Origin of the sequence: Aureibacter tunicatorum, from assembly GCF_036492635.1 — a bacterium.
In the GTDB taxonomy this organism is placed as follows: Bacteria; Bacteroidota; Bacteroidia; order Cytophagales; family Cyclobacteriaceae; genus Aureibacter; species Aureibacter tunicatorum.
This window is the reverse complement of the sequence record NZ_AP025305.1, coordinates 510,667-534,669: the sequence shown is the minus strand read 5'-3', so window position 1 is coordinate 534,669 and position 24,003 is coordinate 510,667. Positions and strand designations below refer to the sequence as shown.

Genomic DNA, 24,003 nt, shown 5'->3' with positions numbered 1-24,003 from the left:
CTTAATACCCACTAAGCAGGATTGTAAGGAAGAGAAGAATGGTGAAGGTCGATCTTCAAATTTCCATTACCATCTTTTTTGTAACCGAATGTGTACTCAACTTTAGTCACGCCACCGTCCAAGTCAGTGAAAAAATAGTTGCCCATTGCGATTGCTCTGTTTTCTTCCAAAATGATATCCGAGTTTTCGAATCTTACAGCAGTCCAAGGTTGTATAGCGAATCCGCCGTCCTCAGGGAAATTGCTGTTTCCTCCGATGAAATAAGACAATGCGCTTTCTTTCGTAGGTCTGAATTGAATTTCAGCCGCTTTAGTAGGCTTGAACAATACAGTTCCAAGCTCATAAGCATACAATCTATCAATGATATTGGAAGTTACATCTGTCAATGTCTCTTTTCCTTTGTGCGATCCGATTTCAACGATTGCGCTTCCCCAAGAATCTTGAGCTGCTAATACATTTTCTTTAGTTATCATTTCTAAAATGTTTTAAGTTATATTGTTTTGAATGTGTCAATTGAATTAATGAAACCCTATAAAGCAATTAGGAATCAGTAGTGCAAAATTAGCTGATATTTATAGCTTTATTGATATTATATCCTCAAAAAAACGGCTCAAATTATTCTCCAAATCTCTCTAAATAAATTATCGAAGAGTAATTATGAAAATTTGACAATTGAAACTTTATAAGGCTTTGATATATAAAATTCGCCAAGTTTAAAAGGAGGCTTGGCAATTAAAAATTTCAAATTGTATATTCTGCTAGTCTGAAAAAAGAATAATGAATAATAGAGAGCAACTGATGTTCGCAGTGCTCTCTCGATATGATAATTACACTTTTTCAGCTTTTAAAGCTTCTGATTCATTAACCTTGGTGTGAGCTACAAAATGCTTGTAAAGCTTGTCGACAGAATCTTCTTCTTGCTCTACTTTGTCGAAATCCACTAAGTCTAACTTGATGTTTTTCATTTCAGCTTTTTCCTTGAATTCATTGATGATTTCTTTCACATCAGCATCAATTTGCTTAGTATTGGAAGCATCAATGATTACTTCCGTATTAGCAGGAATATTATTTAAAGTATGCAAAATGCTAGCCTTGTTAAGGAAAGTCACATGATCCGCAAGTCTGATGATAAAAGGCTCGTTTCCTTTTCTTGATGGCTCGTCATAATGATAAGGAGTTTTGAAGTTATTCCAAAGAATATGAATGATGGCAACAGCAAGTCCCATTCCTATACCTACCAACAAATCAAATGTTACGATACCTAATACTGTAATCATAAAAGGAACGAACTGAGTCCAACCTTTAGAGTACATATCTTTGAATAGAGAAGGCTTTGCTAATTTGAAACCTACAGTAATAAGAATAGTCGCTAAACTTACGTATGGAATTTTATTCAAAATAGTCGGAATAAGTATAGCCGTAATCAATAATAATGCTCCGTGAATAATTACAGACAATTTAGATTTACCTCCCGATTGAATATTAGCAGAACTTCTTACGATTACTTGAGTAATTGGAAGTCCACCGATGAAGCCTGAAAGCACATTACCAACACCTTGAGCGAATAACTCTCTATTAGCTGGAGTTACTCTCTTTTCAGGATCCATTTTATCAGTAGCTTCTACGCACAATAATGTCTCTATACTAGCCACAACAGCTAAAGTAGCAGCCACTACGTATACTTGAGGATTATTCCATACTGTAAAATCAGGACTTCTGAATAAACCTTTGAAACTCTCAAATGAATCAACTATGTTGATGGATACTAATTGGTTGGCGCTAAGCTCAAATCCTGGGATTGATAAAAATGAAGTATACAAAATACCTAGAACTACGACAATAAGCGGTGCTTGGATTATTTTCGTGATAGGAATATTTTTCATAAACTGCGTTTCCCAAGCTACCATTATAAGTATGGAAATAATACCTATTACAATCGCTCCCATGGTAAAAGATGCTATCAAATCGTTTCCTGACACTAAAAATGAGAAGAAGTTTTCCTCTCCAGTATACCCAAATAGCAATGGAATTTGTTTTTTAATGATGATCACACCAATACCAGTAAGCATACCTTTGATTACTGACGCTGGGAAATAATAAGCTATAATTCCAGCTTTAAGGGCTCCAAGCGCAATTTGCATTACACCTGCGATAATTAGGGCAAACAAGAAAGCTTCAAAATTGCCAAGAACTGCAATACCATTCAAGATAATGGCTATCAAGCCAGCCGCAGGTCCACTTACGCCGACTTGCGAGCCACTTAACGCTCCTACGACAATACCTCCGATAATGCCAGCGATAATTCCTGAAAATAATGGAGCTCCTGAAGCTAAGGCCATGCCCAGACAAAGCGGCATAGCCACTAAGAATACGATGACACCCGCGGGTATATCGCTCTTAAGATTGGCGAATATATTATTGTTTTGGTTCATTTCTGTAAATTTAGTTGAAGTATGGTTTTGCTTAGTTTGAAAAATAACAACAAAATTATACAGCATAATTATCCATTTAGCTAAATGTTCGACTTGTGGAATCTTGCACTAAGCATGGGTAAGCTATCTATCGACCATTTAAAAAATATCGACATCACAGCCCTTCATATGCAATGTTCTCGATTTTGATGTTAAAAAATTACAAGAAATAAACCAGCTGGGGAGGTGGTGTTTGCAAGTCAAAATGAGGGTTTTTCCACATGGACTGCGGTTGCGAATGATTCCAATTTATTTTACAATCGTCTCCAAGCTCTTTTTGAGCCTCCGTGAGCAAAAAATCAAACTGTTTTTTCTCATCTTGCTCTTTCTCCGCTTCTTTTTCTTCACAACATTCGATATTCTCTGATTGAAGTTCGTCAATGAACTGAATAAGGTGATTTGAAGAAGTCATAAATATCATAAACCAAGCAAAAAATACACAAAGAGAAACTGATCGAAAAAGAGACGTTTCGGCGTGCTGAGGGTTCGATATAGTTTTTTGCTTGAATTTCAATATTATTAATTTTTCCAGTATACTACCTTGAACTGCAAAAGGTTGCCTTGAGCATATTTTAAATTACACTCATTTTGACACTGTGAACAAAAATAATAAAATAAATGAATTTAAATTCTTTGACAGAGTTTAAATATAACTTTTTTTGAAAAAATTTTATTAGACATTAACAACATGAGAGACTATCCTTGCTTAAGTATAAATCCAAAAGATTAGGTATTACAAGCCTTTATTCATCGATTGAGTTGATCAATAATTCAATTCAGTCATTCAAATCAACCACTCGGCAAGCTTCTTTTTAAAGGAATGATATTCCATTGCATATTTGAGCCATAAGTTTAAAACAAAAGCCCTAAGAATATGCTCAACTTCTCTTCAATAGCCATTTCATTTATTTTCTTTTTACTATCATTTAGCGTTAATGAATCTTTTGCCCAAATCTTGATAAAAGGCAAAATCATTGATAAAAAAGGAGAAGCCATTCCCGGCGCAAATGTCATGTTGAAAAATACCTACGATGGGGCTTCTTCAAGCCTTAATGGAACTTATCAATTTACCACAGAAGCAAAGGGAGAAGAAATTCTAATCTGTTCTTTCATTGGTTACGAGCCTTTTGAGAAAATTGTAATTTTAAAGGAAAAGACAATAGAAGTGAATATCGTGCTTATCGAAGCTTGGACCAAACTAGATGCCGTTCAGATATCAGCAGGGACTATTGTTGAAGTGTCAGAAAGAAAGCAATCGGTAAAATTAAGCAAAAGAGACATACTCACTACTCCCGGAACCATGGGAGATTTAGTCGCAGGGCTTATGGCGGTATCGGGCACTCAAAGAGCGGAAGATGACGGGCGAATATTTGTCAGGGGCGGCGATGCCAGAGAGACACAGACTTATGTTGATGGAATTAGAGTTGCCAATCCTTATGCGTCCAAAATACCTGATGTGCCTATGAGAAGCAGGTTTTCAGCAAACATGAGCAAGGGATTAGTGTTCAGCTCTGGAGGGTTTTCCGCTGAATATGGAGACGCTCTTTCCGGAGCGGTGATTTTAGAGACTAATGACTTGCCCGAGCAAAGTCAAAGCTCGCTTCATCTTATGACCGTCGGTTTTGGAGGCATGCATAATCAACGTTTTGACAGTTCAGCCTTAATGGTAGATGCAAACTATGTCAATCTTCATCCAATATATCAAATCAACAAGCCCAATGCGGACTTTAAAAAAGCTCCGGAATCATATGCTTCAAACTTAGCGTATCGAAAGATTTTTAAGAATTCCGCTTTATTAAAATTCAACACATCTATAGGAGGCGGAAAAATGAGCCTTAATCGATTGGATATTGAAGACAGCTTAAAGCTAAAGCTTTATCAAGCGGACAATCAATTTTTATTTTCCCAAGCTACTTATAAGCAAGCTTGGAATGACTCATGGGAATTTTTTGCTGGATTGGGATATGGCGCAGATGTAAATGACATGCAATGGGCTGATGAAGTCTTTGAAAAAATAGTTTCGCATAATCTTCAAGCCAAGATAAAATTAACAAACGATTTGTCCCGCTCGATAACTTGGATCGCAGGATTGGAATTAACTAAAGCAAATTATGATTTTGATACTCAATTGACCGAGGAGAAATATTCACAGCAAAGAACGCTTTCTTTATCCTCTGGATTTGGAGAGTTCACATACTCTCCCACTAAAAATTTCACCACAAGAATCGGCGGCAGAATAGAATATGATCACCAAAGCAATCGCGCTCTATTTAGTCCAAGATTTGGAATCGCATCTAAACTATCAGAAAATGCTCAAATGTCTTTTTCATCAGGAATATTTACTCAAATGCCCGATGCTAATGACTTGCGAGTAAATCCTGAGCTAAAGCTAGAAAGAGCATGGCATTATATCCTGAACTATCAATATGAGAATGATGGAAAATTCTTAAGAATTGAGCCTTATTACAAAAGCTATAGCGATATGGTCAGGTTCGAAGAAAGGTACGATCAAGGCACATATAATAATTTCGGAGATGGTCATGCTTATGGTGTTGATTTGTTTTGGAAGGACAAAGGTTCTATCAAGAATAGCGAATATTGGGTCTCATATTCATTTGTGAACGCGGAAAGGTTGGTGAAAAATTACAACGAGCATCGTGTGCCATGGTATGGAGCAAAGCATACCGCCAATGTTGTGTATAAATACTTTGTAAATGCGATAGACACTCAATTTGGAGCGACTTATTGGTACTCAAGCGGAAGGCCTTATTATGAACCTCAAAAAGATGGTGATTTTTTAGAAAAATACGCTTCTCCTAATCACGGTCTGAATATTAATGCCAGCTACCTTACCAATGTGTTTGGACACTTCACTGTAGTCCATGCCGCTATTAATAATGTGCTTGGCTTAAGCCAAGATTACGGCTATCAATACTCTAGCGATCCTTATGATGATGGAGAATTTGTCAAAATGAAGCAAGGAGCGTTTATGCAACGCAATTTTTTTCTGGGAGTATTCATTCAATTTGAAAAATAGCCTAAAAGCTTTTCTCTACCAGTCTTAAACTTTAGAAATTAATTCTAACAATACTTTTTATTAAATAACCTTTTTACCTAAAATTATAATCATTATGAAAAAGCTAACTTTGATCTTATTTTTTTTCGCATCCATGACAAGCCTATTCGCTCAAACAGCTTATGATGAGGCCATGCAAAAAGGTTTGAAAATCATGAAAGATTTTGAAACGCTGGATGAAATGAAAGAAATGGCGAACCATTTTGAAAGAATTTCAATGAAAGAAGCCAACGATTGGTTGCCTGCATACTATGTCGCTTGGGCGAAAATAATGTCAACGAATATGGGCCTTGACAAGGATTTGATTGATCCGACTTTGGATGATGCCCAAAAGTATATAGATAAAGCGCGAACGAATGATGGAGATGAAGCGGAACTAAACGTGTTGGAAGCATGGCTTAATCAATGCAGAATTCAAGTAAGCCCAATGATGAGAGGCGCTAAATACTCTGGCAAAGCGAGAGATATATTGGAAGCGACGATAAAATCATCACCTCAAAACCCCAGAGCTAGCCATTTGCTAGGTATGAATTATTATTATACGCCAAGCTTTTTTGGAGGAGGTTGCAAGCCTGCTTTGCCTCATTTGCAAAAAGCGGATGAACTATTCGAAAGCTTTAGCTCGACGGAAAAATACTTTGTGAACTGGGGAGGAAAAAACAATAAAAGCATCATTCAAAAATGTCATTAAGAATATCTAAGTTCATATTATCAAAAAATCTAAAAACAGCCCTTTATGTGCATGCGACATTGGCATTTGGGCTGTTTTTAATAAATACTCCAAGTTTGATTGGAGGAACCGCATCGCTGTCGCATGTCATACGAATCTCTATAATCTTCTTTATTTTTGGTTTTTCGTTGCATACAGGCAATCAAGCTTACAATGAATATCTGGAGCTTAAATTTTCATGGATCAAACAACTTAGAAAACGTCTTTTTTGGAGCTTGACTTTGTTTGTTGTGGTAAATCTCAGTATTACGACATTTTTGCATTTTTGGCTGAATATTTACTTTGGAGGAAAAATGCTCTGGCCATGGGAGCTATGGAGTTCTCCGATGTTTTTAAAAAATGGGACCGGGACATTGTTGATATCGCTATTCATGAGCTTGATATTTCAATGCATTTCTTTTTTCACAGAATGGAAAACAACATTTGTCGAGAAGGAAAAATTAAAAACTCAGCATATGGAGAGCCAACTAACTGCGATGAAGAATCAATTGAATCCTCACTTTCTTTTCAACAGTCTGAATGTACTGAGTGAATTAGTTCATGAAGACGCAGACCTTTCGGAGATGTTTATTCAAAAGCTGTCGCATATCTATCGATACATTTTAGCCGTGCAAGACAAACCCTTAATTGAGCTATCGGAAGAGTTGAAAATTTGCGAAGACTATATTTTCCTGCAGAAAATTCGATTTGAAGAACGTCTCATTGTGGACATCCATATTGATCCCGAAGAATTGAACACAAAGCTACCTCCCCTATGCCTTCAGTTGTTATTGGAAAATGCGATGAAGCATAACCAAATGACGAAAAAAACTCCTTTAAAAATTGAAGTAATCATTAACAATGATCATTTGATCGTTAGAAATAACATGACGAAAAAAAATGAAAAAGCTATATCAATGGGTCTTGGACTTCAGAACATTGACAAAAGATATACAATGTTAAACGATAAAGGAATCAATACCTTTTCAGATCAAGAAAGCTTTGAAGTTCATCTTCCTTTGATAAAAGAAAAACAATTCAGTTCTCTTGTATCATAATTTAATAATTCTGCTAAGAATAAATTTGATTTTCATATTTGTTTATAGCTATTTTTATGAATATAAAATCATTTTTTAGTTTAAATAACAAAGGGTTTGAAGATTTTGATTATCGAAGATGAAGCATTAGCATCCAAAAGACTAAAGCGATTGATTAGGAAAGTTGTTCCCAAAGCTGAGATTATGGATACTTTTGAATCAGTGGAAGAAACTGTCGAGTTTTTATCCACAAAAGGAATAAGTCAACCCGAGCTGATATTCATGGATATCGAATTGTCCGATGCGCAAAGCTTTGAAATCTTCGATCAAATTGAATTGCACACGCCCATTATTTTTACGACAGCTTACCCTGACCATGCTTTAAAAGCATTCAAAGCCAATACTGTCGACTACCTTCTCAAGCCTGTGAGCGAAGAAGCCTTGGAGATTGCAGTTGAAAAGTACAAAAAGCATCACATTGCATTAAATTCACCAGCAATATCTTCAAATAATAAAGGCAGAGAATATAAAGAAAGATTTATGGTCAAGTATGGAGAAAAACTCAAGTCCATACCTGTTGATGAATCAGTATGCTTTTTCACGCAGGATAAAGTGGCGTTCATGCGCACGGATACAGGCAGAAACTATGTCTTAGACCATAACATGGCCGAGCTTGAAGTTCTATTGGACCCAAACAAATACTTTAGAGTTAGCAGGCAGTATATCGTTTCGTTGGCAGCGATTAATGAAGTGTATACATATTCATCAAGCCGGCTAAGAGTGCTTGTCAAGAGCTTCGAAGACGAGGAAGTGATTGTCAGCCGCGATCGTGTAGGCAAATTCAAGGAATGGATGGGAGCCTGATGGTTTAATATTCAAAAAATTAAAGATAGTCTAACGATAAAGCTTCGTCTTAATTACTTTCCAATAAAACTTTTTTCTCTTGCCCCAATTTACATAATAACTATAGGCCGACACATATTAGGTTTACTCCGATATTTTAATACATCATTGACATAATCTAGCTACTTTGTCATATGAAGTCAGATAAAATGCGCACCGCTTTGCTAGTCATACTGCTCTGGGTTTTGTATTTAACCCCAGCAGTTTTATTTAGCGCGATAGAATTTGTGTCAAGCCACTCGATAAGACGAATCATTTATTTATTCTCCGCCATTTTAACGATCATTCCTTACTTATATAATTATTACATAGGCATACCCAAGCTCTTTTTCAAACGAAAATATTTAAAATATTCGCTTTCGATACTATCGGTATTCTTAGGAGTGCATATTATAATTATAATCTTCTATTTCATGACAAGAAATGAAGCTGATTATTACAAGACTGAATTGTTCTTTGTCTCCATCACATATGTTTTTTATACATTCTCCATGTTGGTTTCTTCTTTTGCTATCCATTATTATACACGATATAAAGACGCTGAAGCGGAAAAAATAAAGTCAGAGCTGTCAGTGCTTAAGTCACAAATTAACCCGCATTTTTTCTTCAATACACTTAACATTATATATAGCCAAGCAATAACAAAGTCCGATAAAACTGTAGAAAGCATAAGCAAACTCTCCTCGATGATGCGCTACGTCTTATCCGATACTCAAGAAAGTAGAGTAAGTTTAGCTCAAGAAATAAAATATTATGACGATTATATCGCTTTGCAAAAAGAACGACTAACTGAGAAAACAAATGTTGTGTTCAAGGTTGAAGGCAAGATCACTAATCAATTTCTGCCTCCATTGCTTGGCATAAATCTAATCGAAAACGCATTTAAATTTGGTGTAAGCACAGAAAAAGAGACATCAATAATCATTCATATTATCATTGATAATCAATGGATTGAATTCGATATCAGCAATGACATTCCTAAGAAAAAGGCGATAAATAGTGACTCCAGTCAAATTGGTTTAGCAAATACAAAGAAGCGATTGGATTTGCTATTCGTAAATAAGTACACTTTACAAATTGAAAAAAACGATTTAAAGTATTCAGTATTATTAAAATTTCCTTTATCATGTTGAAATGCATAGCTATAGATGATGAAGCAATTGCTTTGAATGTAATTAAAGCATTTTGCGATAAAATTCCCTTTATTGAATTAACTCGTTGTTTCACACAGACATCATTAGCTTATAAATACTTGGCGAAATTCCCCACAGATTTGATTTTTCTCGATATCCAAATGCCGGATACCAATGGCATCGATTTTTATAAAAGGATTCAGCAAGAAACAATGGTGATTTTCACTACAGCTTATAGTCAATATGCGGTTGAAGGCTTTAATGTAAATGCAGTGGATTACCTCCTCAAACCAATCGAATTCAATAGATTCAAGCAATCTTGTCAAAAAGCTTTGGACTATTATGAATTTAAAAAAGAATCAAGTCGCGTTCCCGCTTTTCTTTATGTCCGATCAGAGTATGCTTTGGTAAAAATCCCGTTCAATGAGATCACATACTGTGAAACCTTGGGCGATTATGTAAAAATACATAGAAAAGAAAGTTCGCCTGTGCTTTCTTTAATGTCTTTGACTAAGCTAATGAATCAATTGCCGGACAATCAATTTTTAAGAGTGCATCGCTCGTTTATCGTTTCAATTTCAAAAATAGATCAAATAAGAGCGAACAATATAATGATGAATGAAATAAAAATTCCTATTGGAAGCAGCTATAAAGCAGACATAATAAAAAGGTATAAGCTTGAATAAACCTTTCGCCTAGAGAAACTAGCTCTTCTCCGACATTATTTCCGCTCACATGATAGTTGATATACTTTTGTTTTCAGTAGTCATGCTTAAAGTTCAGTTGACTCCTTTTGAATAGAAATATTTAAGGGAAACTTGACTGCATGATGTGAAAACCAAAATACTAAAAATCAATGAGCAGGTTTATCTTAGTTTTGACTTTAACAATTATCATAAATAATAAAGCTCTAGCCAAAAAGGATGTGACGCTTAGTGGAACTATTTATGACGCAGATAATGGAGAAACAATGATTGGGGCAACAGTCGCAGTAAGGTCGCTGTCAACTGGCACAGCTACCAACGCATACGGATTTTATTCTTTCTCACTGCCCAAAGGAGAATACGCAGTCGAAGTTAGCTTTATCGGATATCAGACTCAAGTTGTTCAAATATCAATGAATGAAAGTCAACGTATGGATATAAAGCTAAAGCCAAATCAAGAGCAATTGGATGCCATTATTGTGATGGCAAAAAAAGAAAATGACAATATCACATCAGAAAGAATAGGTGTCGAACAACTGTCGCCAAAAGAGTTGGAAACTATTCCTGTCTTGTTCGGCGAACAAGATATTATAAAGGCATTGACTTTGACACCGGGAGTAAAAACATCTGGAGATGGAAACGGAGGAATGATGGTACGCGGTGGAACCAATTCTCAAAATTTAATCCTCTTGGATGAAGCTGTGATATATAACGCTTCACATCTTGCTGGCTTTTTCTCAACGTTCAATAGCGATGCGATCAAAAATCTAACACTTTATAAAGGAACGGCTCCAGCAAAATATGGAGGTCGAATTTCTTCGGTGATGGATGTGAAAATGAATGAAGGCAGCAATCAGAATTACCATATAGGAGGAGGAATCGGACTTATTGCCTCGAAATTAAGTCTGGAAGGACCAATAGTGAAAGACAAAGGGTCATTTCTTATTACCGGTCGCCGAACATATGCAGATCTCTTTATGAAACTATCTCCAGACGAAGACATCAACGAACGCAAGCTGTATTTTTACGACCTAAACCTTAAAGCCAATTATCAAATAAACGAAAATAATCGAATCTATCTCTCAGGATATTTGGGAAAAGATGTAATGTCCTCTGAAGATCTTTTTGGATTGGACTGGGGAAATGTCACTGCTACCTTGCGCTGGAACAAAATATGGAATAGCCGATTATTTAGCAATACTTCGCTTATATATTCTGAATACAATCACGATGTGAGAGTAAGCGACAACTCGTCTAATATAGGCTACCTTTCAGAGATTACAAATTTTAATTTGAAACATGAGTTTCAATACTTTATTGACAATAATTCCACACTGGATTTTGGAGCATATTTTCAAAACAATACTGTTTTGCCTGGGCAATTGTTAGTCGAAGGAGATACCGATACGAAACCTGTTAATGTCCTGCAAAGAAATATCTATGAGTATGGCGCTTATGTTAACTATAGCTGGGAGCCTAATCCTCATTGGTCTGTTTCCGCAGGCTTGCGCTTCGCGGCTTTTAATCTGATGGGCGGAGGTGATTTCTACACGTTTGAAGATGGTGAATTAGTCAATACCCAATATTTTGAATCGGGAGAAGTTGTTCAAGAGTATTATAACCTTGAGCCCCGATTTAATCTAGCTTATATTTTAAATCCTTCAAACTCTTTCAAATTTTCTTATACGCGAAATACACAAACGGTTCATTTGATCGAAAACCCAACAATAACAACTCCTACAGATATTTGGATATCCTCTAGTCAAAATATACAACCTGAAATAAGCGATCAACTTTCTCTAGGCTATTTTAAAAATCTTAAAGACAATGAATATCAATTGTCGGGAGAAGTATACTATCGCTGGCTTCAAAATCAAATGGATCTAAAAGATGGAGCTAATACCCGAGCCAATGAATTTTTAGAAGGCGAGTTGTTGTTTGGAAAAGGAAGATCATATGGATTGGAATTAATGATGAAAAAAAAGTCGGGTCGATTAAACGGTTGGATAGCCTATACACTATCTCGCACGGAAAAACAGATAGAAAATATCAATAAAGGAAACTGGTATCCTGCCAAACAAGATGCCACACATGACCTGTCAATTGTCGCCCTATTTGAATTAAATCCAAAATGGAACCTTTCAGCCACCTGGGTTTACAATACAGGCAATGCGGTAACATTTCCCGATGGCAAATATGAAATCGATGGAGAAATACACTATTATTACTCTGAACGGAATAGCTATAGGATGCCTGCTTACCATCGTTTAGATCTTGGTGCAACATGCCAATTAAAAAAAACGGAAAAGTTTGAAAGCAGCTTGAGCTTCTCTGTATATAATGCTTATGGAAGAAAAAATGCGTTTGTCATTCAATTCAAGCAAGATCCTGACAACCCTTCCAAATCAATTACCACCAGAACGCATTTATTTACTTATGTCCCTTCAATAACCTATAATTTTAGATTTTAAGATCATGAAAAATATATTGCATTCTATAATCCTTTTATTAATCGGCGCTTTACTAACGTCTTGTGAAGAAGAAATTACACTCAACCTTAATCATAAAACACCAGAAATTGTAATTGAAGCAAAAATTACAACGAGTTCAGAAAATTCATTTGTGAAAATTACGCAAACGGCCGATTACTATGATGAAAATAATTTTTCTCCGATTGAAGGTGCTTTAGTAGAACTATCTGATAGCGAAGGGAACAAAGAGATTTTAAAAGAGCAACAATCAGGAATGTATAGTGCAGAAAATATTAATGGAAAAACAAATATTGAATATTATTTAAAAATTGATGCGGACAACAGGTCTTTTTCCTCAACAAGTCAAATGCCTGAGCCTGTTCACTTTGATTCTATTTCCGTCAAACAAATAAATGAGAAGAATGATAACGACTCCTATCATGATATTTATATATTTTTTCATTGGAATGAAGGGTACGAGTATTATTTACAAGTTATCGAGTATATCAACGGAGAGAAAATGAATACTTACCTGTACAATGATATCGCTAATGGAATGGCTGAAAACAAAAAGCTCAAGGACGAGGATAGAATTTTAAAAGAAGGAGATATTATTTCGATAGAACTCCGTTGTATTACATCGGAAGTTTACACTTACCTTAGTGACTTGCACAGCTCTTCTGGTATGGAAGTTCCTTCAAACCCTCGAAATAATATAAATGGAACTCCTCTAGGGTATTTCAGTGCCTATACAAACGAAACTCAAAAATTGGTTTACAATAGAATATGGGAGTAATAATTATCCGCTTCACCTTCGAAGCGGATAAATATTAATTGTGAATGAATTTTTCAAAAACTTCACCAAAGTCTTCTCTATGCAACTCTTTATGCTTTCTTGACTTCCAATCGAACACGTACTCGTTAATTTGAGCGAATTCGCCGTTGTTTGTGTTCGAACCTAAGCTGCCTTGCAACGTTTCAACAGAAGCCGCAACGCTTTGATTCGCAAATTCCCAATTAGCTTCATTGGTTCTTTGAATCGAAGCGATTTTGACCAAGCTCTTGTATAGGTCTTTCAGTTTCTCAATTTGTTTTCTATCGACATCTATGCTATAATCTCTTTGTCCAAGACTAAACTTGATTTCCACATCCAAATCGATATTGCCCGCAGTTTCCAAAAGCACATTGCTGAAGCTATTGTTTTTGTATGTGAATCTGTATAGCATACGCTTGGAGCTAACCGCTGACTCTCCATCAAGGTGAATCAACGCGTAATTTGTGAAGCAATATTCATCGGATTTTGATTTGATCAAAAAGAATATTTTTTCTCCATCTTCATGCAGGATATAGTCATCCGAATCAACTTTATCATAATCTTTAGGCTCGATGATCTTCCCGATATCGCTAAGCCCCATGACATCAGAAGCTAATTTCTTAAACATATTTACTTTTTTTAGTGATTAAAAAATGATTATACTAATTAAATAAAAAATTAGTACAAATTCATTTTTATAAACTTAAAGACACGATGAAATAATGGTTATTGAAAATAGCTTGTATTAAGTTGAAACTATATATCAAATTATAAAATTAGAATCTTTTATCCTTGCTTCAATTGTTTATAACGATATATGCCAACAAGCGAAAGCATTCCTAAAAACACAAGCTGCATGACAAAAGGCTCATTGTTGTTGAGATGAACAACCACTGCACCTATCATGGTAAGCGCTAGACCGAAGGCCGCCATCGGTGATAAATATTTGAATTTATTCATAAGAAAAGGCAGGTTCAAGCCTATAACACCAAGGATTTCAGTGATTCCGATTAACTTGATGGCCAATGCTGGGAAATCTTTAGCATAAGGCATCATCTGAACATATTCAGCGTATGACATGCTGATTTTTACTCCAGCGGCGATCACGAAGATCAAGCTCATTAGAATTTGAATTATCCATATGCTGATGTTGATTGCTTTTGTATTCATAGTTTTCATATTTTGATTATGATACAAATGTGCAAAGCTTCGGCTTGAACCGCATTCACATAGGTTAATAAAGCTTTGGTTAATTGATAATTTCAAGGACTCTTTTCAAAGCATCTTTGGAGGCTGTTTCAATATGTGGGGTCACGCCAATTTTATCGATTTTAGCGCCGTCTACAGTATAGTAATCCGCTGTTGGCAAAAACAAGTCGTACTTGCTATTCATTGTGAATTTTTCGCCGTTGAGCATCTGACCCGCAGTGATTTCACCGATTATTACAGCTCTTTTTGCATGCTTTAAGCCATAGACTAAGGGTTCGCATGTGCTGGCAGTATTACCATTAGTCAACACATAGATATTTCCATCAAAGGTTTGTTCATCCGGGCGCACAGTCAGGCACAAGCCTTCATGGTTTCTAATTCCGCTAATGATCATGCTAAAACTGGCTTCGCTAAACTCCTTAAAACTATTGTAATCTTCAATTTGGGGCAGCTCAGTATGTTGGTCAAAATACTTTTTGGTAAGAAATACCCCTCCATAAAGCTTCTCTTTCACCAGATAACGAGCTAAAGGCATTGCAGAAGATACCGAGCCTCCATAGTTGTCCCTCAGATCGATGATAAGGTTGTCAAATTGCATGCTTTTAAGCGTATCTATGTAGGGATTGATTTCATCAGCTGAAGCGCTAAATGAATTGACATCAAACAAGACCGTATTTTTATTGATTTCTTTTATTGAAAACTTCGAGACTTTCTTTTTAGGAGTATTTGAACTTGACGAGCGACTAGAATAACTCGGCAACATTCCAAAGTGCGTGAAAGGAAGTTGTCTTCCGTAGAAGTTGAATAAAGTTTTATACTCATAGTCGTCAACAACTTTTTGAGAAATCTTCAAAGTCTTTTTCTTGATATTATTCCATTTCTTCGACTTCAATATTTCAGGATTGAAAAGATACCTCTCCACTGTGTCAATCGCCATTTTGGTAAGCTCATAATAGTCATCTAAAGGCTTAAATGAATCGGTTTGCTCGCCAGTCATTGAAAACGCTTCGAGAGTCCCTTCAAATTTGCTGTTGAAAATAATTCCTTCAAATTTTTGTTTGGAAGTAAGCGATTCATACACTCCTTCAAGAAACAAAGTGTCATTTTTCAATAAATAGTCTCCTTTGATTTCAATAGTATGCGCGTTTACTTTTCCAATAATATTACCAAGAGCTGCTTTAGGTCCTAAAATATCTCGTGTGCTTCCTTTACGTGAATATAGGCTGAATGCGCGTTTATTTAAACTTAACTTCAACAGTATCTGCTCTCCATCTGAATAGTTTACTTGCCAAATAGTTCCATCATATGAATCATTTGAAGAAGCGCATATCGTCTTAGTGAATACAAAAAGCAAAAGTAATAAGAGGGTGATCTTTTTCATATCTATAGCGTTTTATTGTCTAGAGTTTTGACAATTATACGAGGCTGATATCAGATAGAAAAAAAGATGTGACCAAGAACTCAAATCATTGATGAAATACACGTAAGAGGTGTGTGTGGCAAGTTTTAGGGATGAAATGCATGAGATATTTATAGTATTTATGATTGAATGAAGAGCTGTTTCTCGCCACAATAAGAGTTGAAATCATTCTTTTTTATTATGCTAACTCAAGCAGTTCTCTAATTTCCTTAACCTTCGTCCTTGACAAGGGAATTTGTCCGTAATTATTTTTTAATTGAGCAAAGTAAGATGAATCTCTGAGCACGACATCTTCTATAAAATGAAGGTTGATGATATATGAACGGTGCGCTTTCACAAAAGTATTTTCATCCAAAATACTTTCCATCTTGCTGAGTGAATTTCTAATAAGGTGAGGTTTTCCCAACCCTATTTCATTAATTTCTATATAGTTCCCGCTTGATTTGATAAAAAGGAGATTGGACTCGGGAATGACTACCGCTTTTTCCTTTTTGTTATTACTTTCGAAAGTCAATAAATTTTCTGCTTGAGTTGTTTTTTCAACGTTTTGGGTTTCATTGCTTTCAGTGCTTTTTTGATTTTTCCTTATACTGCCAATATTTGATTTCAGCCATTTCAAGTATAAAATAATTGAAAAAGGAATAATTGACACCATAAAGCTAATCTTTAAAAAATATAAATTTTGAAAAAGATTAATCTTGTAGCCTCCGATATAATAATAGTGATAATAAAGACATGCTTGGCTAACCAGAATCATAAAGGGCGCTAATGTAATCATTTCCCTTGCAAGATTCCATTTGGCGGAATCAAACCAACTTGGAGCTAACTTCATAGCTAGAAAATAATAGCCAAAATAAACACTGGAACAGATTATTCCATAGCCTAATAAAAATAGAGTTTTATAATCCATTATGTAACCATATGTTCCAAATGGCTGAAACAAATAGAGTATCAAAAAGACAATAATTCCAAGAGCCAAAGAGGCTTTGAAGTGTTGCATTCGGTTGCTAATGGGAAGATTTTTGAAAAATATAAAGTCGCGCAATGACATTGAATAAACAAGAATTTCTATTGTATATAATTTGAAATAAATATAAAGTAATGAATTCAGTTTTAATATTCTTTTTCAAGCGAAATCTGAAAATTTCAATAAAAAAGCCCGCTGATATAGCGGGCTTAAGATTGTATAGAAAATATACGGTTTATTAAGTCAGCATAGCACCATCCACTTGGATTACTTGACCTGACACATATGCAGACATATCAGAAGCCAAGAATACGCAAGCGTCAGCTACGTCCTCAGGTTTTCCTGCTCTTTTCATTGGTATGCCTTGTTCCCAAGCTTCAACGATCTTCGGATCAAGAACTTCTGTCATTTCTGTCTTGATGAATCCAGGAGCAATAGCATTTGACCTGATTCCTCTTGAGCCCAACTCCTGAGCGATAGATTTAGTGAATCCTATGATTCCTGCTTTGGAAGCAGCATAATTGGATTGGCCAGCATTTCCTTTGATACCAACGACAGAAGTCATATTGATGATAGATCCGCTTTTTTGCTTCATGAAAGTTCGAGTAGCAGCTTTCACAGTATTGAATACAGAGTTCAAGTTCACTCGGATCACATCATTGAATTGGTCCTCGCTCATTCTCATTAGCAAAGTATCCTTCGTGATACCGGCATTGTTTACAAGCACGTCAAGCTTTCCGAAGTCTTTCACTACACTGTCGATAAGCTCTTGAGCAGCTTCCATGTCAGAAGCGTCAGAACGATAGCCTTTAGCTTCCACGCCTTGAGCTTTAAGCTCTTCTTCCAAAGCTTGTCCTTTTTCTACACTTGACAAATATGTGAATGCCACGCTCGCTCCTTGAGCCGCGAATTGCTGAGCGATAGCTTTACCGATTCCTTTGGAAGCTCCGGTAATCAAGGCTACTTTACCCTCTAATAATTTCATTTTATAAAAAAGTTTTAAATTAAAAACACATTCCAAAAATCACTTCAGGATTTGATAATGCGCAAATCCTTCGCATAGTGATTATTCCGAGGAAACCCGCTTATGCGAAAACTTCCATCAGTCAAGATGTAAAAATATATTTTCCTTTGGTAAATTGGAAATTTTTAGGACTTATTCGGCTTCGCTTGGGCTGGACTTGCTTCAACAAGCTGTTACTTCGAAGAGAAATTATGACCGATTTTTTTGATTGGAAATAAAAAGCAAACATCTTTATGACTGAATAGTCACTAATAATATGGGCAAAAGAGAGCAAATTGTGCAAGCGGCCTTGGAGTTGTTTTGCACGGAAGGATTTCAAGCAACCTCGACAGCTAAGATTTCCAAAAAAGCTGGCGTAGCCACGGGCACATTGTTTATCTACTTCAACAGCAAACAGGAGCTGATCAATCAACTTTACCTAGAGTCGAAAAAGGAAATGTCGCAAATGATTCATGGTGAATTAAGAGATGGGCTTACTCCAAAGGAGCAATTATGGAGGTTTTGGTATTGCTCGGTTATTTGGGCTATAGATAATTCATTGAAATTTAGATTTTTAAACCAATTTCGGACTTCGGCTTTTATCTCGAAATTGATAAAAGAAGAGGTTGACACATTGTTCGAGGATTTTGACATTCTGATGAGAAAGTATGTGGACGAAGGCGTTTTTGGCGATTACTCGATTGAGGTTGTCTATACTTCCTACACTGGCCAATTCATGGAGATGATTCATTATGTGCTTAACTCAAATACGATGACAGAAGACGAGGAAATCGCCAAGTTCGTGACAGACTCCTTTCAAATATTATGGGAAGGCGTCGCAAAATAATTTGCATTTCACACAACTTTGGAAAATTATTCACGTTTCGAAAATGACTGTTTAGTCATAAAAGGTGATTTCGATCACTTTTTTTGGATAGATAGAATGACTATTTAGTCATTTCTATTTATAACCAAAGAATGGCAAGCAGGATTGGATATTGAGAAAAACATTCGGTTGTGATGAAAAAAAGAAAGTGGACGATAGTCGTATTATTATTAATATTGTCGATAGTCGGAGTAGGTGTGTCAAAAAGCAGAACTAAAATGGATAAGGATAGAAAATCAAAACTGGAACAATCGCCTAATTATAAAAAGGGGAAATTTCAAAACCTTGTGGAAATGGATAAATTCAATTTTTCCAAAACCATGAGAATACTCAAAAACTATATCACTGATTCTCATCCTGAGAAGTTCGCGAAGGTGGAATTCCCGATAGACGACACGCCTTGGAACTTTGATTCGAAATCCGATTTTTGGTTTTCATGGTTGGGGCATTCGACAGTGTTTATGAGTTTGGAAGGCAAGAACATTCTTGTAGATCCTGTGATTTCCAAGAGAGCTTCATTTGTGCAGTGGATGGGTCCTAAGCGTATGCACCCGTTTCCTGTTGATGTGAAGACGATCCCTGATTTGGATATGATTTTGATATCCCATGACCACTATGATCACTTGGACAAGCATGCCATGAAAGAGTTTGCTGATAGAACTAAGTATATCATAGTGCCATTGGGCGTTGGTCAGCATTTGGAGGATTGGGGAGTCTCCCCAGACAAAATCGTGGAGCTAGATTGGTGGGATGTTAAGAACGTTGGCGATATACAAGTAACTTTGACACCGGGAAGACACAGTTCCGGCAGAGGCTTGATGGATCAGGACGAGACATTCTGGGGAGGATACGCCATCAAAAGCGATGCGAAAAATATATATTACAGCGGTGACACCGGCTTCTTTGACTATTTTGAGGAAATAGGCGATCGACTTGGTCCATTTGACATGTCGCTGATGCAAGTAGGCGCATATAATGAAGAATGGAGCTCGGTTCACATGTTTCCGGAAGAAGCTGTCGAAGCGCAGAAGATGGTCAAAGCTGATGTAATGCTGCCACTTCATTGGGGAACTTTTGACTTGGCATTGCATAGCTGGTATGATCCAGCAGTGCGTGTAAAAAAGGCCATGGATCAAGAAGGAATGAAAGTCGTATTTCCAAAACTAGGCGAACAGGTGAATTTTGAAAATATAGATACGCAATCCGTTTGGTGGAAAGAATTCGTTCCGGACTCCGTTTACCAAGTCCAAGAAGTTAAAAGAGAAATAGTGTTGGAGCCAAGTCTATTGGTCGAATAATCAATGGTCATAGCTTACTTGAATTAGATATACAACAAAAGCCTCGATGATTTATCGAGGCTTTTGTTTTAAAAGCTGTATCGTTTACGTTAATCAACGTACCAGCTTAAGAATTTTCTATGTCTGATGAAGGCAATTTCCTTGTCCTCATCCCTTATCCTTTTTAAAATTCGTTTATTCTCTCTTCGAAATAATCTGTTAGCCCATACTTTACAAGATTTTCCGATAGTCAACGCAAAAGGATGCCTATCTTTACGTTTTTGTTTTTCAGTAAAAGCGAATCTTTTTTTTGATTTTTTGATCTTCATTTTGTATTAAATACTTAAGTACTTAATACATCGCTCCTTTTTTAATAGCCATTATAATTGTCTACTCATTTAAACTCAATAATAATCTGATCTTCAATAAGTTGAGAAGGAGCGTAGTTTCTTAATTCTCTAACTCCTTCTTTTAAAGAAATCCTTCTTACATTATTTAAAATATACTTTCCTGTATCTTGAGGAATAAAATCAAACTTGATAATACACCCTAGGTTTTCTTGATTAAAAGCAATCTGTTTGCCTGAAGGATTAATAATACTGAGTGTCTCATTAATGATATTAAATCTTTCATTTATTAAATCGCTGTTCACATTAAACAATAAAGCCTCATAAGTTTCGTCTTCAATAAATTTTGAATAGATATAGTTTCTTTTTTTTCTTGACCATTTGCAACAATTACATTTTCTGAAATAATGGTTCGTTTAAATGAGTCATCAAAATCAAAATTAAAATAACATGAATATCTTGTGCATAAACGCGCAATCAGGTTGATTTCTCGAGGAGCTAATTCTGTCAATAACATTGCATATTTCAATTTGCTATTTCCATAATTGAGATTAATGTTCTGATTTGTATAATTATAGTGATTTTCTCTTTCTATAGAGTCAAGAAAATTTATATACTCTTTAAGATTAGATTCAAGAAAATTATCCAGATAATGATTATTTTCAATTCTCATTTTTAAAGAATGTACTATCTTTAGGTTTCTTTTAACATGTGTTAATTCACCCGAGGAGTAAGCGTCATTTAATATATATCGAAAAAGGTCATCAACTTTCGAGAGCTTTTGGGAATGAAATTCCTTATTCAATTGAAATTGAATTTCATCATTTCTTTTTTCCCTGTCATCACAAGAAATAAAGCCTAGGCATATTAACACGCTCAAAATTATTCTAAATTTCATATCAAAATCATTTATCAGACTTGATGTATATATCTTTGGTGAAATAATCCACTTTATCATATTCAGGATAATCAGGATAAGAAGTAATCGCTTTTGCCTTAATCTTATATTTTCCTTTTTGCAATGCAATAAATTTCATTTGAATCGCAGCGCCATAAAATTTTGTCTCAAAAGCAATTGGCTGATTACCATAAAAAACTCCCAAACTGTCAAAAGAAGCTTTAAGATTATTGAGCTGATAATACCTTATCATCATATTAATTTCTTGGCCAGCAATCAGATTGTCATTTAATAGATTAAACTCAAAAGGATAAAACTCTATTTTTTTAAATTCTGATTTATATTGATTTACCAGTGATCTTTCTTTTTGCTCTAAAAAATTTAATATTAGTTTGCTTTGTCTGATTTTTATAAAAATAATTTCCCTGATATCAGTTCTTCCAAAAACATCACTCCATTCGATTTGGTTCAATAAGCCTACTACAGGCTTGTCCATTTGATTAGCTTTGTAAAGAGAGTCTAAACTATATTCAATAGAATAATGAACCTTTTCAAATTCTCCTGATTGATAACATTCATATGCTTCATCATAACTTTGAGCGTTGCAATCTGGGAAATAATCGATTTTAGCCAATATGTTTGCGACTGAATTAATGTCGTTTTCCAGTGTAGTTAAAGCTGTAGTATCTATATTTAAATCAAACGCTTTTTTTTTAATATATAAGGGCCTTTGCCTAATGTGATTTAATTGCTCCTTATAAAGGGTAGATAGATTATCAAATTTATTATCTCGCTCCTCATTATTTTCACAAGCTCCTGAAGAAAACATCACAAAAATCAATGAGCAGATACTAATTGACTTTGTGAGATAATGCTTACAAGATTCATTGACCATTTATCTGTTTTTTTAGTTTTGCACTTGAAAAAATAATTCATTAAAAAACACAAATTACACCCAATAAAAAAATATTAAGCGTGATATCTATATAAAAATACAAATTTAATTATATAAGATGATGTATTTTTCAAAACGTAAAGTTTTTCACCTTCATTTTTAAAGAGTTGATCGTTTATATTTGAAACCCCAAATGCTCAAATCAAAGCATATGAAATGCGGAATAGAAATGTAAATGAACATTTGACCTATTGGGTATTGATGAAACGCTGAAAACGTATACTTTTGAAGGTTAGTAATACAATGATTTATCAAATACTGGTACAGGTTCAAAAGAAGCTTATTGAAATAAAAAGATAAGAGTAGAATGGATTAGTTAAAACTAGGAAATGAAAATTTTAAAATATATAATTTTTATGATGACTACTTCAATGCTTTATTCTCAAAGCATTGAAGAGAGGATGAGTCTAAAGTATGAGTGTAATACTAAATATATTAAGTCTTATATATTATTGAATAAAAATGATTCTACTTATGTCTATAATTCTTGGTCACATGCAGGATTAAATGTCATAGATTCTGGTACATGGAAATATAGGTGCAATATGTTAATTTTTAACTCCACGAAAACTTATACTAAAAATACCAAAGATCAAAGACGTAATAAGATAAATAAGCGTTTGCCGCTTTTTACAAATAGTTGCTTTCTTTTTCAAGGAGATTCGATTATTCAAGAAAGCAATTATTTTAATTATGTATTTAAGGTAGATAAGCCATAATTTCCCTCTATATTCATTCCTTATTATGACAAACGTTTACAACTTGTGCTTAATATGAGCGTTTAGTTATTGCAATAATTAATATTCAAAAGCCTTGGCATAAGCTGAGCCTTTTTTTGAATCTCCCTACCTGACTCTTTACAGAGTCTTTTCCTTTATCGCTTCACACTAAAATATCACTGTTATAGCATCATAAAGGTGGTTTGGTACTTGCTCCTGTAAACCGACATCGGTAGATCTACTACCATCTCATCTTTAGTTACGCGTAGTGAAGGTGGGTGGCTAATGGATATATTGAATATCCCAGTTAAAATTCTTCCCACTATTCCATATATCAATAAATGTTTGAAATTCCATTATATCACAACTATCTATTTCAACACACGCATCCAATTTATTTTTTTCAACAAATTGAATAAGTAAATTTACAATCTCAGTTATTAGTTCAAGTCCTCTACTAGAACTAAAAGAAAAATTATAAAATACAAACAGATTTCCGAATTTATTATTTAAAAGTTTTAATTCATTTTTATTGTAAAACCATTCTAATTCTTTATTAGGATAAGAATAATCAAAGCAAGAAAAAAAAACTGCCTGCAAGTTACCTCTATGAGTAATAAATCCAGTTTTAGATATTGTAATGTTACCACTTTCTTGATAATAAAGCATAAAATCATTTTTTTTAAAAAAATCTATAATCTTATTTTTCACCTCATAATCACCAAAAATTAGTGCAAAATCATAGCCCATTGCTTATTTCTTTTTATTGTTTATTTCTTTAACTTTTTCTATTAATTCCTCTATTGAAGTGACATAAATAACTTTATGTTCCTCTAATATACTCGCCATAGTCCAATCAGTCATTTTCTTTTGCTGATAAACTATATACGTTTTTCCCATTCTTACGACTTCAGAGTAATCACCTTTTTTCTTAGCATTTTTTGGTGAAACACCCATCTGGCCAAAGTTTAGATTAAAAAAGAACATTGGAGCAAGCTTTCAAC

General features: G+C 34.9%; 23 protein-coding genes. 10 read left to right on the top strand and 13 right to left on the bottom strand.

Going from position 1 to position 24,003, the window contains the following annotated elements; translation table 11 throughout:
• Window positions 1–11: 11 nt before the first annotated feature.
• From AABK36_RS02120 to AABK36_RS02110, 3 genes are all read right to left on the bottom strand, one after another.
• Window positions 12–473 (bottom strand): phosphoribosyl-AMP cyclohydrolase, encoded by a 462-nt coding sequence (locus tag AABK36_RS02120; protein WP_309937389.1) that lies wholly within the window; start codon window positions 471–473, stop codon window positions 12–14.
• Between the two features lie 354 nt (window positions 474–827).
• A complete protein-coding gene (locus tag AABK36_RS02115; protein ID WP_309937388.1) occupies window positions 828–2,432 on the bottom strand; it encodes a SulP family inorganic anion transporter in 1,605 nt (534 codons plus the stop codon).
• A gap of 199 nt (window positions 2,433–2,631) precedes the next feature.
• Window positions 2,632–2,883, bottom strand: a complete 252-nt coding sequence (locus AABK36_RS02110) for a hypothetical protein (RefSeq protein ID WP_309937387.1) — start codon at window positions 2,881–2,883, stop codon at window positions 2,632–2,634.
• A gap of 462 nt (window positions 2,884–3,345) precedes the next feature.
• Between AABK36_RS02110 and AABK36_RS02105 the strand changes: the two genes are divergently transcribed.
• From AABK36_RS02105 to AABK36_RS02070, 8 genes are all read left to right on the top strand, one after another.
• Window positions 3,346–5,508 carry a TonB-dependent receptor gene (locus AABK36_RS02105; RefSeq protein ID WP_309937386.1) on the top strand — a complete coding sequence of 721 codons (2,163 nt, stop codon included), beginning with the start codon at window positions 3,346–3,348 and terminating at the stop codon, window positions 5,506–5,508.
• Between the two features lie 94 nt (window positions 5,509–5,602).
• Entirely contained in the window at window positions 5,603–6,238 is a 636-nt protein-coding gene (locus AABK36_RS02100; protein WP_309937385.1) for a hypothetical protein, read from the top strand.
• The gene (locus tag AABK36_RS02095) at window positions 6,229–7,314 is read left to right on the top strand and encodes a sensor histidine kinase (protein ID WP_309937384.1); all 1,086 of its coding nucleotides are present in this window, start codon (window positions 6,229–6,231) and stop codon (window positions 7,312–7,314) included. The genes AABK36_RS02100 and AABK36_RS02095 overlap by 10 nt, the downstream gene beginning before the upstream one ends.
• A 96-nt stretch (window positions 7,315–7,410) precedes the next feature.
• Window positions 7,411–8,157: a LytR/AlgR family response regulator transcription factor gene (locus tag AABK36_RS02090; protein WP_309937383.1), complete on the top strand. Its 747-nt coding sequence runs from the start codon at window positions 7,411–7,413 to the stop codon at window positions 8,155–8,157.
• Between the two features lie 452 nt (window positions 8,158–8,609).
• Complete coding sequence (locus AABK36_RS02085) at window positions 8,610–9,329, top strand: sensor histidine kinase (protein ID WP_309937382.1); 720 nt, start codon at window positions 8,610–8,612, stop codon at window positions 9,327–9,329.
• On the top strand, window positions 9,323–10,015 hold the full coding sequence (locus AABK36_RS02080) for a LytR/AlgR family response regulator transcription factor (RefSeq protein WP_309937381.1): 693 nt from the start codon (window positions 9,323–9,325) through the stop codon (window positions 10,013–10,015). Before AABK36_RS02085 ends, AABK36_RS02080 begins: the two co-directional genes overlap by 7 nt.
• 170 nt (window positions 10,016–10,185) lie before the next feature.
• On the top strand, window positions 10,186–12,504 hold the full coding sequence (locus AABK36_RS02075) for a TonB-dependent receptor (RefSeq protein WP_309937380.1): 2,319 nt from the start codon (window positions 10,186–10,188) through the stop codon (window positions 12,502–12,504).
• Window positions 12,505–12,508: 4 nt separating this feature from the next.
• A complete protein-coding gene (locus tag AABK36_RS02070) occupies window positions 12,509–13,300 on the top strand; it encodes a DUF4249 family protein (RefSeq protein ID WP_309937379.1) in 792 nt (263 codons plus the stop codon).
• Between the two features lie 34 nt (window positions 13,301–13,334).
• Here the strand turns inward: AABK36_RS02070 and AABK36_RS02065 are convergent, their stop codons facing one another.
• The 5 genes from AABK36_RS02065 to fabG form a co-directional block, all read right to left on the bottom strand.
• Window positions 13,335–13,946 (bottom strand): PH domain-containing protein, encoded by a 612-nt coding sequence (locus tag AABK36_RS02065; RefSeq protein WP_309937378.1) that lies wholly within the window; start codon window positions 13,944–13,946, stop codon window positions 13,335–13,337.
• A 158-nt stretch (window positions 13,947–14,104) separates the two neighbouring features.
• On the bottom strand, window positions 14,105–14,488 hold the full coding sequence (locus AABK36_RS02060) for a DoxX family protein (RefSeq protein ID WP_309937377.1): 384 nt from the start codon (window positions 14,486–14,488) through the stop codon (window positions 14,105–14,107).
• A gap of 79 nt (window positions 14,489–14,567) precedes the next feature.
• Entirely contained in the window at window positions 14,568–15,908 is a 1,341-nt protein-coding gene (locus AABK36_RS02055) for a S41 family peptidase (protein ID WP_309937376.1), read from the bottom strand.
• 217 nt (window positions 15,909–16,125) lie between these two features.
• Entirely contained in the window at window positions 16,126–16,947 is an 822-nt protein-coding gene (locus tag AABK36_RS02050) for a LytR/AlgR family response regulator transcription factor (protein ID WP_309937374.1), read from the bottom strand.
• A 205-nt stretch (window positions 16,948–17,152) separates the two neighbouring features.
• Window positions 17,153–17,899: a 3-oxoacyl-[acyl-carrier-protein] reductase gene (gene fabG, locus AABK36_RS02045; RefSeq protein WP_309937372.1), complete on the bottom strand. Its 747-nt coding sequence runs from the start codon at window positions 17,897–17,899 to the stop codon at window positions 17,153–17,155.
• A gap of 295 nt (window positions 17,900–18,194) precedes the next feature.
• Here fabG and AABK36_RS02040 point away from each other — a divergent pair, with 295 nt between their 5' ends.
• Entirely contained in the window at window positions 18,195–18,764 is a 570-nt protein-coding gene (locus AABK36_RS02040; RefSeq protein WP_309937371.1) for a TetR/AcrR family transcriptional regulator, read from the top strand.
• 173 nt (window positions 18,765–18,937) lie between these two features.
• Window positions 18,938–20,101, top strand: a complete 1,164-nt coding sequence (locus tag AABK36_RS02035; RefSeq protein ID WP_309937370.1) for an MBL fold metallo-hydrolase — start codon at window positions 18,938–18,940, stop codon at window positions 20,099–20,101.
• Window positions 20,102–20,474: 373 nt separating this feature from the next.
• Here the strand turns inward: AABK36_RS02035 and AABK36_RS02030 are convergent, their stop codons facing one another.
• From AABK36_RS02030 to AABK36_RS02010, 5 genes are all read right to left on the bottom strand, one after another.
• The gene (locus tag AABK36_RS02030) at window positions 20,475–20,732 is read right to left on the bottom strand and encodes a hypothetical protein (protein WP_309937369.1); all 258 of its coding nucleotides are present in this window, start codon (window positions 20,730–20,732) and stop codon (window positions 20,475–20,477) included.
• A complete protein-coding gene (locus AABK36_RS02025; protein WP_309937368.1) occupies window positions 20,729–21,325 on the bottom strand; it encodes a hypothetical protein in 597 nt (198 codons plus the stop codon). The genes AABK36_RS02030 and AABK36_RS02025 overlap by 4 nt, the downstream gene beginning before the upstream one ends.
• A gap of 7 nt (window positions 21,326–21,332) precedes the next feature.
• Entirely contained in the window at window positions 21,333–22,220 is an 888-nt protein-coding gene (locus AABK36_RS02020; RefSeq protein WP_309937367.1) for a hypothetical protein, read from the bottom strand.
• Between the two features lie 1,061 nt (window positions 22,221–23,281).
• Window positions 23,282–23,749: a hypothetical protein gene (locus tag AABK36_RS02015; protein WP_309937366.1), complete on the bottom strand. Its 468-nt coding sequence runs from the start codon at window positions 23,747–23,749 to the stop codon at window positions 23,282–23,284.
• Window positions 23,750–23,752: 3 nt separating this feature from the next.
• Complete coding sequence (locus tag AABK36_RS02010; RefSeq protein ID WP_309937365.1) at window positions 23,753–23,956, bottom strand: hypothetical protein; 204 nt, start codon at window positions 23,954–23,956, stop codon at window positions 23,753–23,755.
• Window positions 23,957–24,003: the final 47 nt, after the last annotated feature.

What these genes read in the sequence shown, in the direction of transcription:
- AABK36_RS02010 (WP_309937365.1), bottom strand. Translation starts at nt 23,956, where the DNA reads ATGGGTGTTTCACCAAAAAATGCTAAGAAAAAAGGTGATTACTCTGAA.
- AABK36_RS02070 (WP_309937379.1), top strand. Translation starts at nt 12,509, where the DNA reads ATGAAAAATATATTGCATTCTATAATCCTTTTATTAATCGGCGCTTTA.
- AABK36_RS02065 (WP_309937378.1), bottom strand. Translation starts at nt 13,946, where the DNA reads ATGTTTAAGAAATTAGCTTCTGATGTCATGGGGCTTAGCGATATCGGG.
- fabG (WP_309937372.1), bottom strand. Translation starts at nt 17,899, where the DNA reads ATGAAATTATTAGAGGGTAAAGTAGCCTTGATTACCGGAGCTTCCAAA.
- AABK36_RS02025 (WP_309937368.1), bottom strand. Translation starts at nt 21,325, where the DNA reads ATGAAATTTAGAATAATTTTGAGCGTGTTAATATGCCTAGGCTTTATT.
- AABK36_RS02120 (WP_309937389.1), bottom strand. Translation starts at nt 473, where the DNA reads ATGATAACTAAAGAAAATGTATTAGCAGCTCAAGATTCTTGGGGAAGC.
- AABK36_RS02100 (WP_309937385.1), top strand. Translation starts at nt 5,603, where the DNA reads ATGAAAAAGCTAACTTTGATCTTATTTTTTTTCGCATCCATGACAAGC.
- AABK36_RS02035 (WP_309937370.1), top strand. Translation starts at nt 18,938, where the DNA reads ATGAAAAAAAGAAAGTGGACGATAGTCGTATTATTATTAATATTGTCG.
- AABK36_RS02105 (WP_309937386.1), top strand. Translation starts at nt 3,346, where the DNA reads ATGCTCAACTTCTCTTCAATAGCCATTTCATTTATTTTCTTTTTACTA.
- AABK36_RS02095 (WP_309937384.1), top strand. Translation starts at nt 6,229, where the DNA reads ATGTCATTAAGAATATCTAAGTTCATATTATCAAAAAATCTAAAAACA.
- AABK36_RS02060 (WP_309937377.1), bottom strand. Translation starts at nt 14,488, where the DNA reads ATGAATACAAAAGCAATCAACATCAGCATATGGATAATTCAAATTCTA.
- AABK36_RS02040 (WP_309937371.1), top strand. Translation starts at nt 18,195, where the DNA reads ATGGGCAAAAGAGAGCAAATTGTGCAAGCGGCCTTGGAGTTGTTTTGC.
- AABK36_RS02115 (WP_309937388.1), bottom strand. Translation starts at nt 2,432, where the DNA reads ATGAACCAAAACAATAATATATTCGCCAATCTTAAGAGCGATATACCC.
- AABK36_RS02085 (WP_309937382.1), top strand. Translation starts at nt 8,610, where the DNA reads ATGACAAGAAATGAAGCTGATTATTACAAGACTGAATTGTTCTTTGTC.
- AABK36_RS02075 (WP_309937380.1), top strand. Translation starts at nt 10,186, where the DNA reads ATGAGCAGGTTTATCTTAGTTTTGACTTTAACAATTATCATAAATAAT.
- AABK36_RS02055 (WP_309937376.1), bottom strand. Translation starts at nt 15,908, where the DNA reads ATGAAAAAGATCACCCTCTTATTACTTTTGCTTTTTGTATTCACTAAG.
- AABK36_RS02050 (WP_309937374.1), bottom strand. Translation starts at nt 16,947, where the DNA reads ATGCAACACTTCAAAGCCTCTTTGGCTCTTGGAATTATTGTCTTTTTG.
- AABK36_RS02110 (WP_309937387.1), bottom strand. Translation starts at nt 2,883, where the DNA reads ATGACTTCTTCAAATCACCTTATTCAGTTCATTGACGAACTTCAATCA.
- AABK36_RS02080 (WP_309937381.1), top strand. Translation starts at nt 9,323, where the DNA reads ATGTTGAAATGCATAGCTATAGATGATGAAGCAATTGCTTTGAATGTA.
- AABK36_RS02015 (WP_309937366.1), bottom strand. Translation starts at nt 23,749, where the DNA reads ATGGGCTATGATTTTGCACTAATTTTTGGTGATTATGAGGTGAAAAAT.
- AABK36_RS02020 (WP_309937367.1), bottom strand. Translation starts at nt 22,220, where the DNA reads ATGGTCAATGAATCTTGTAAGCATTATCTCACAAAGTCAATTAGTATC.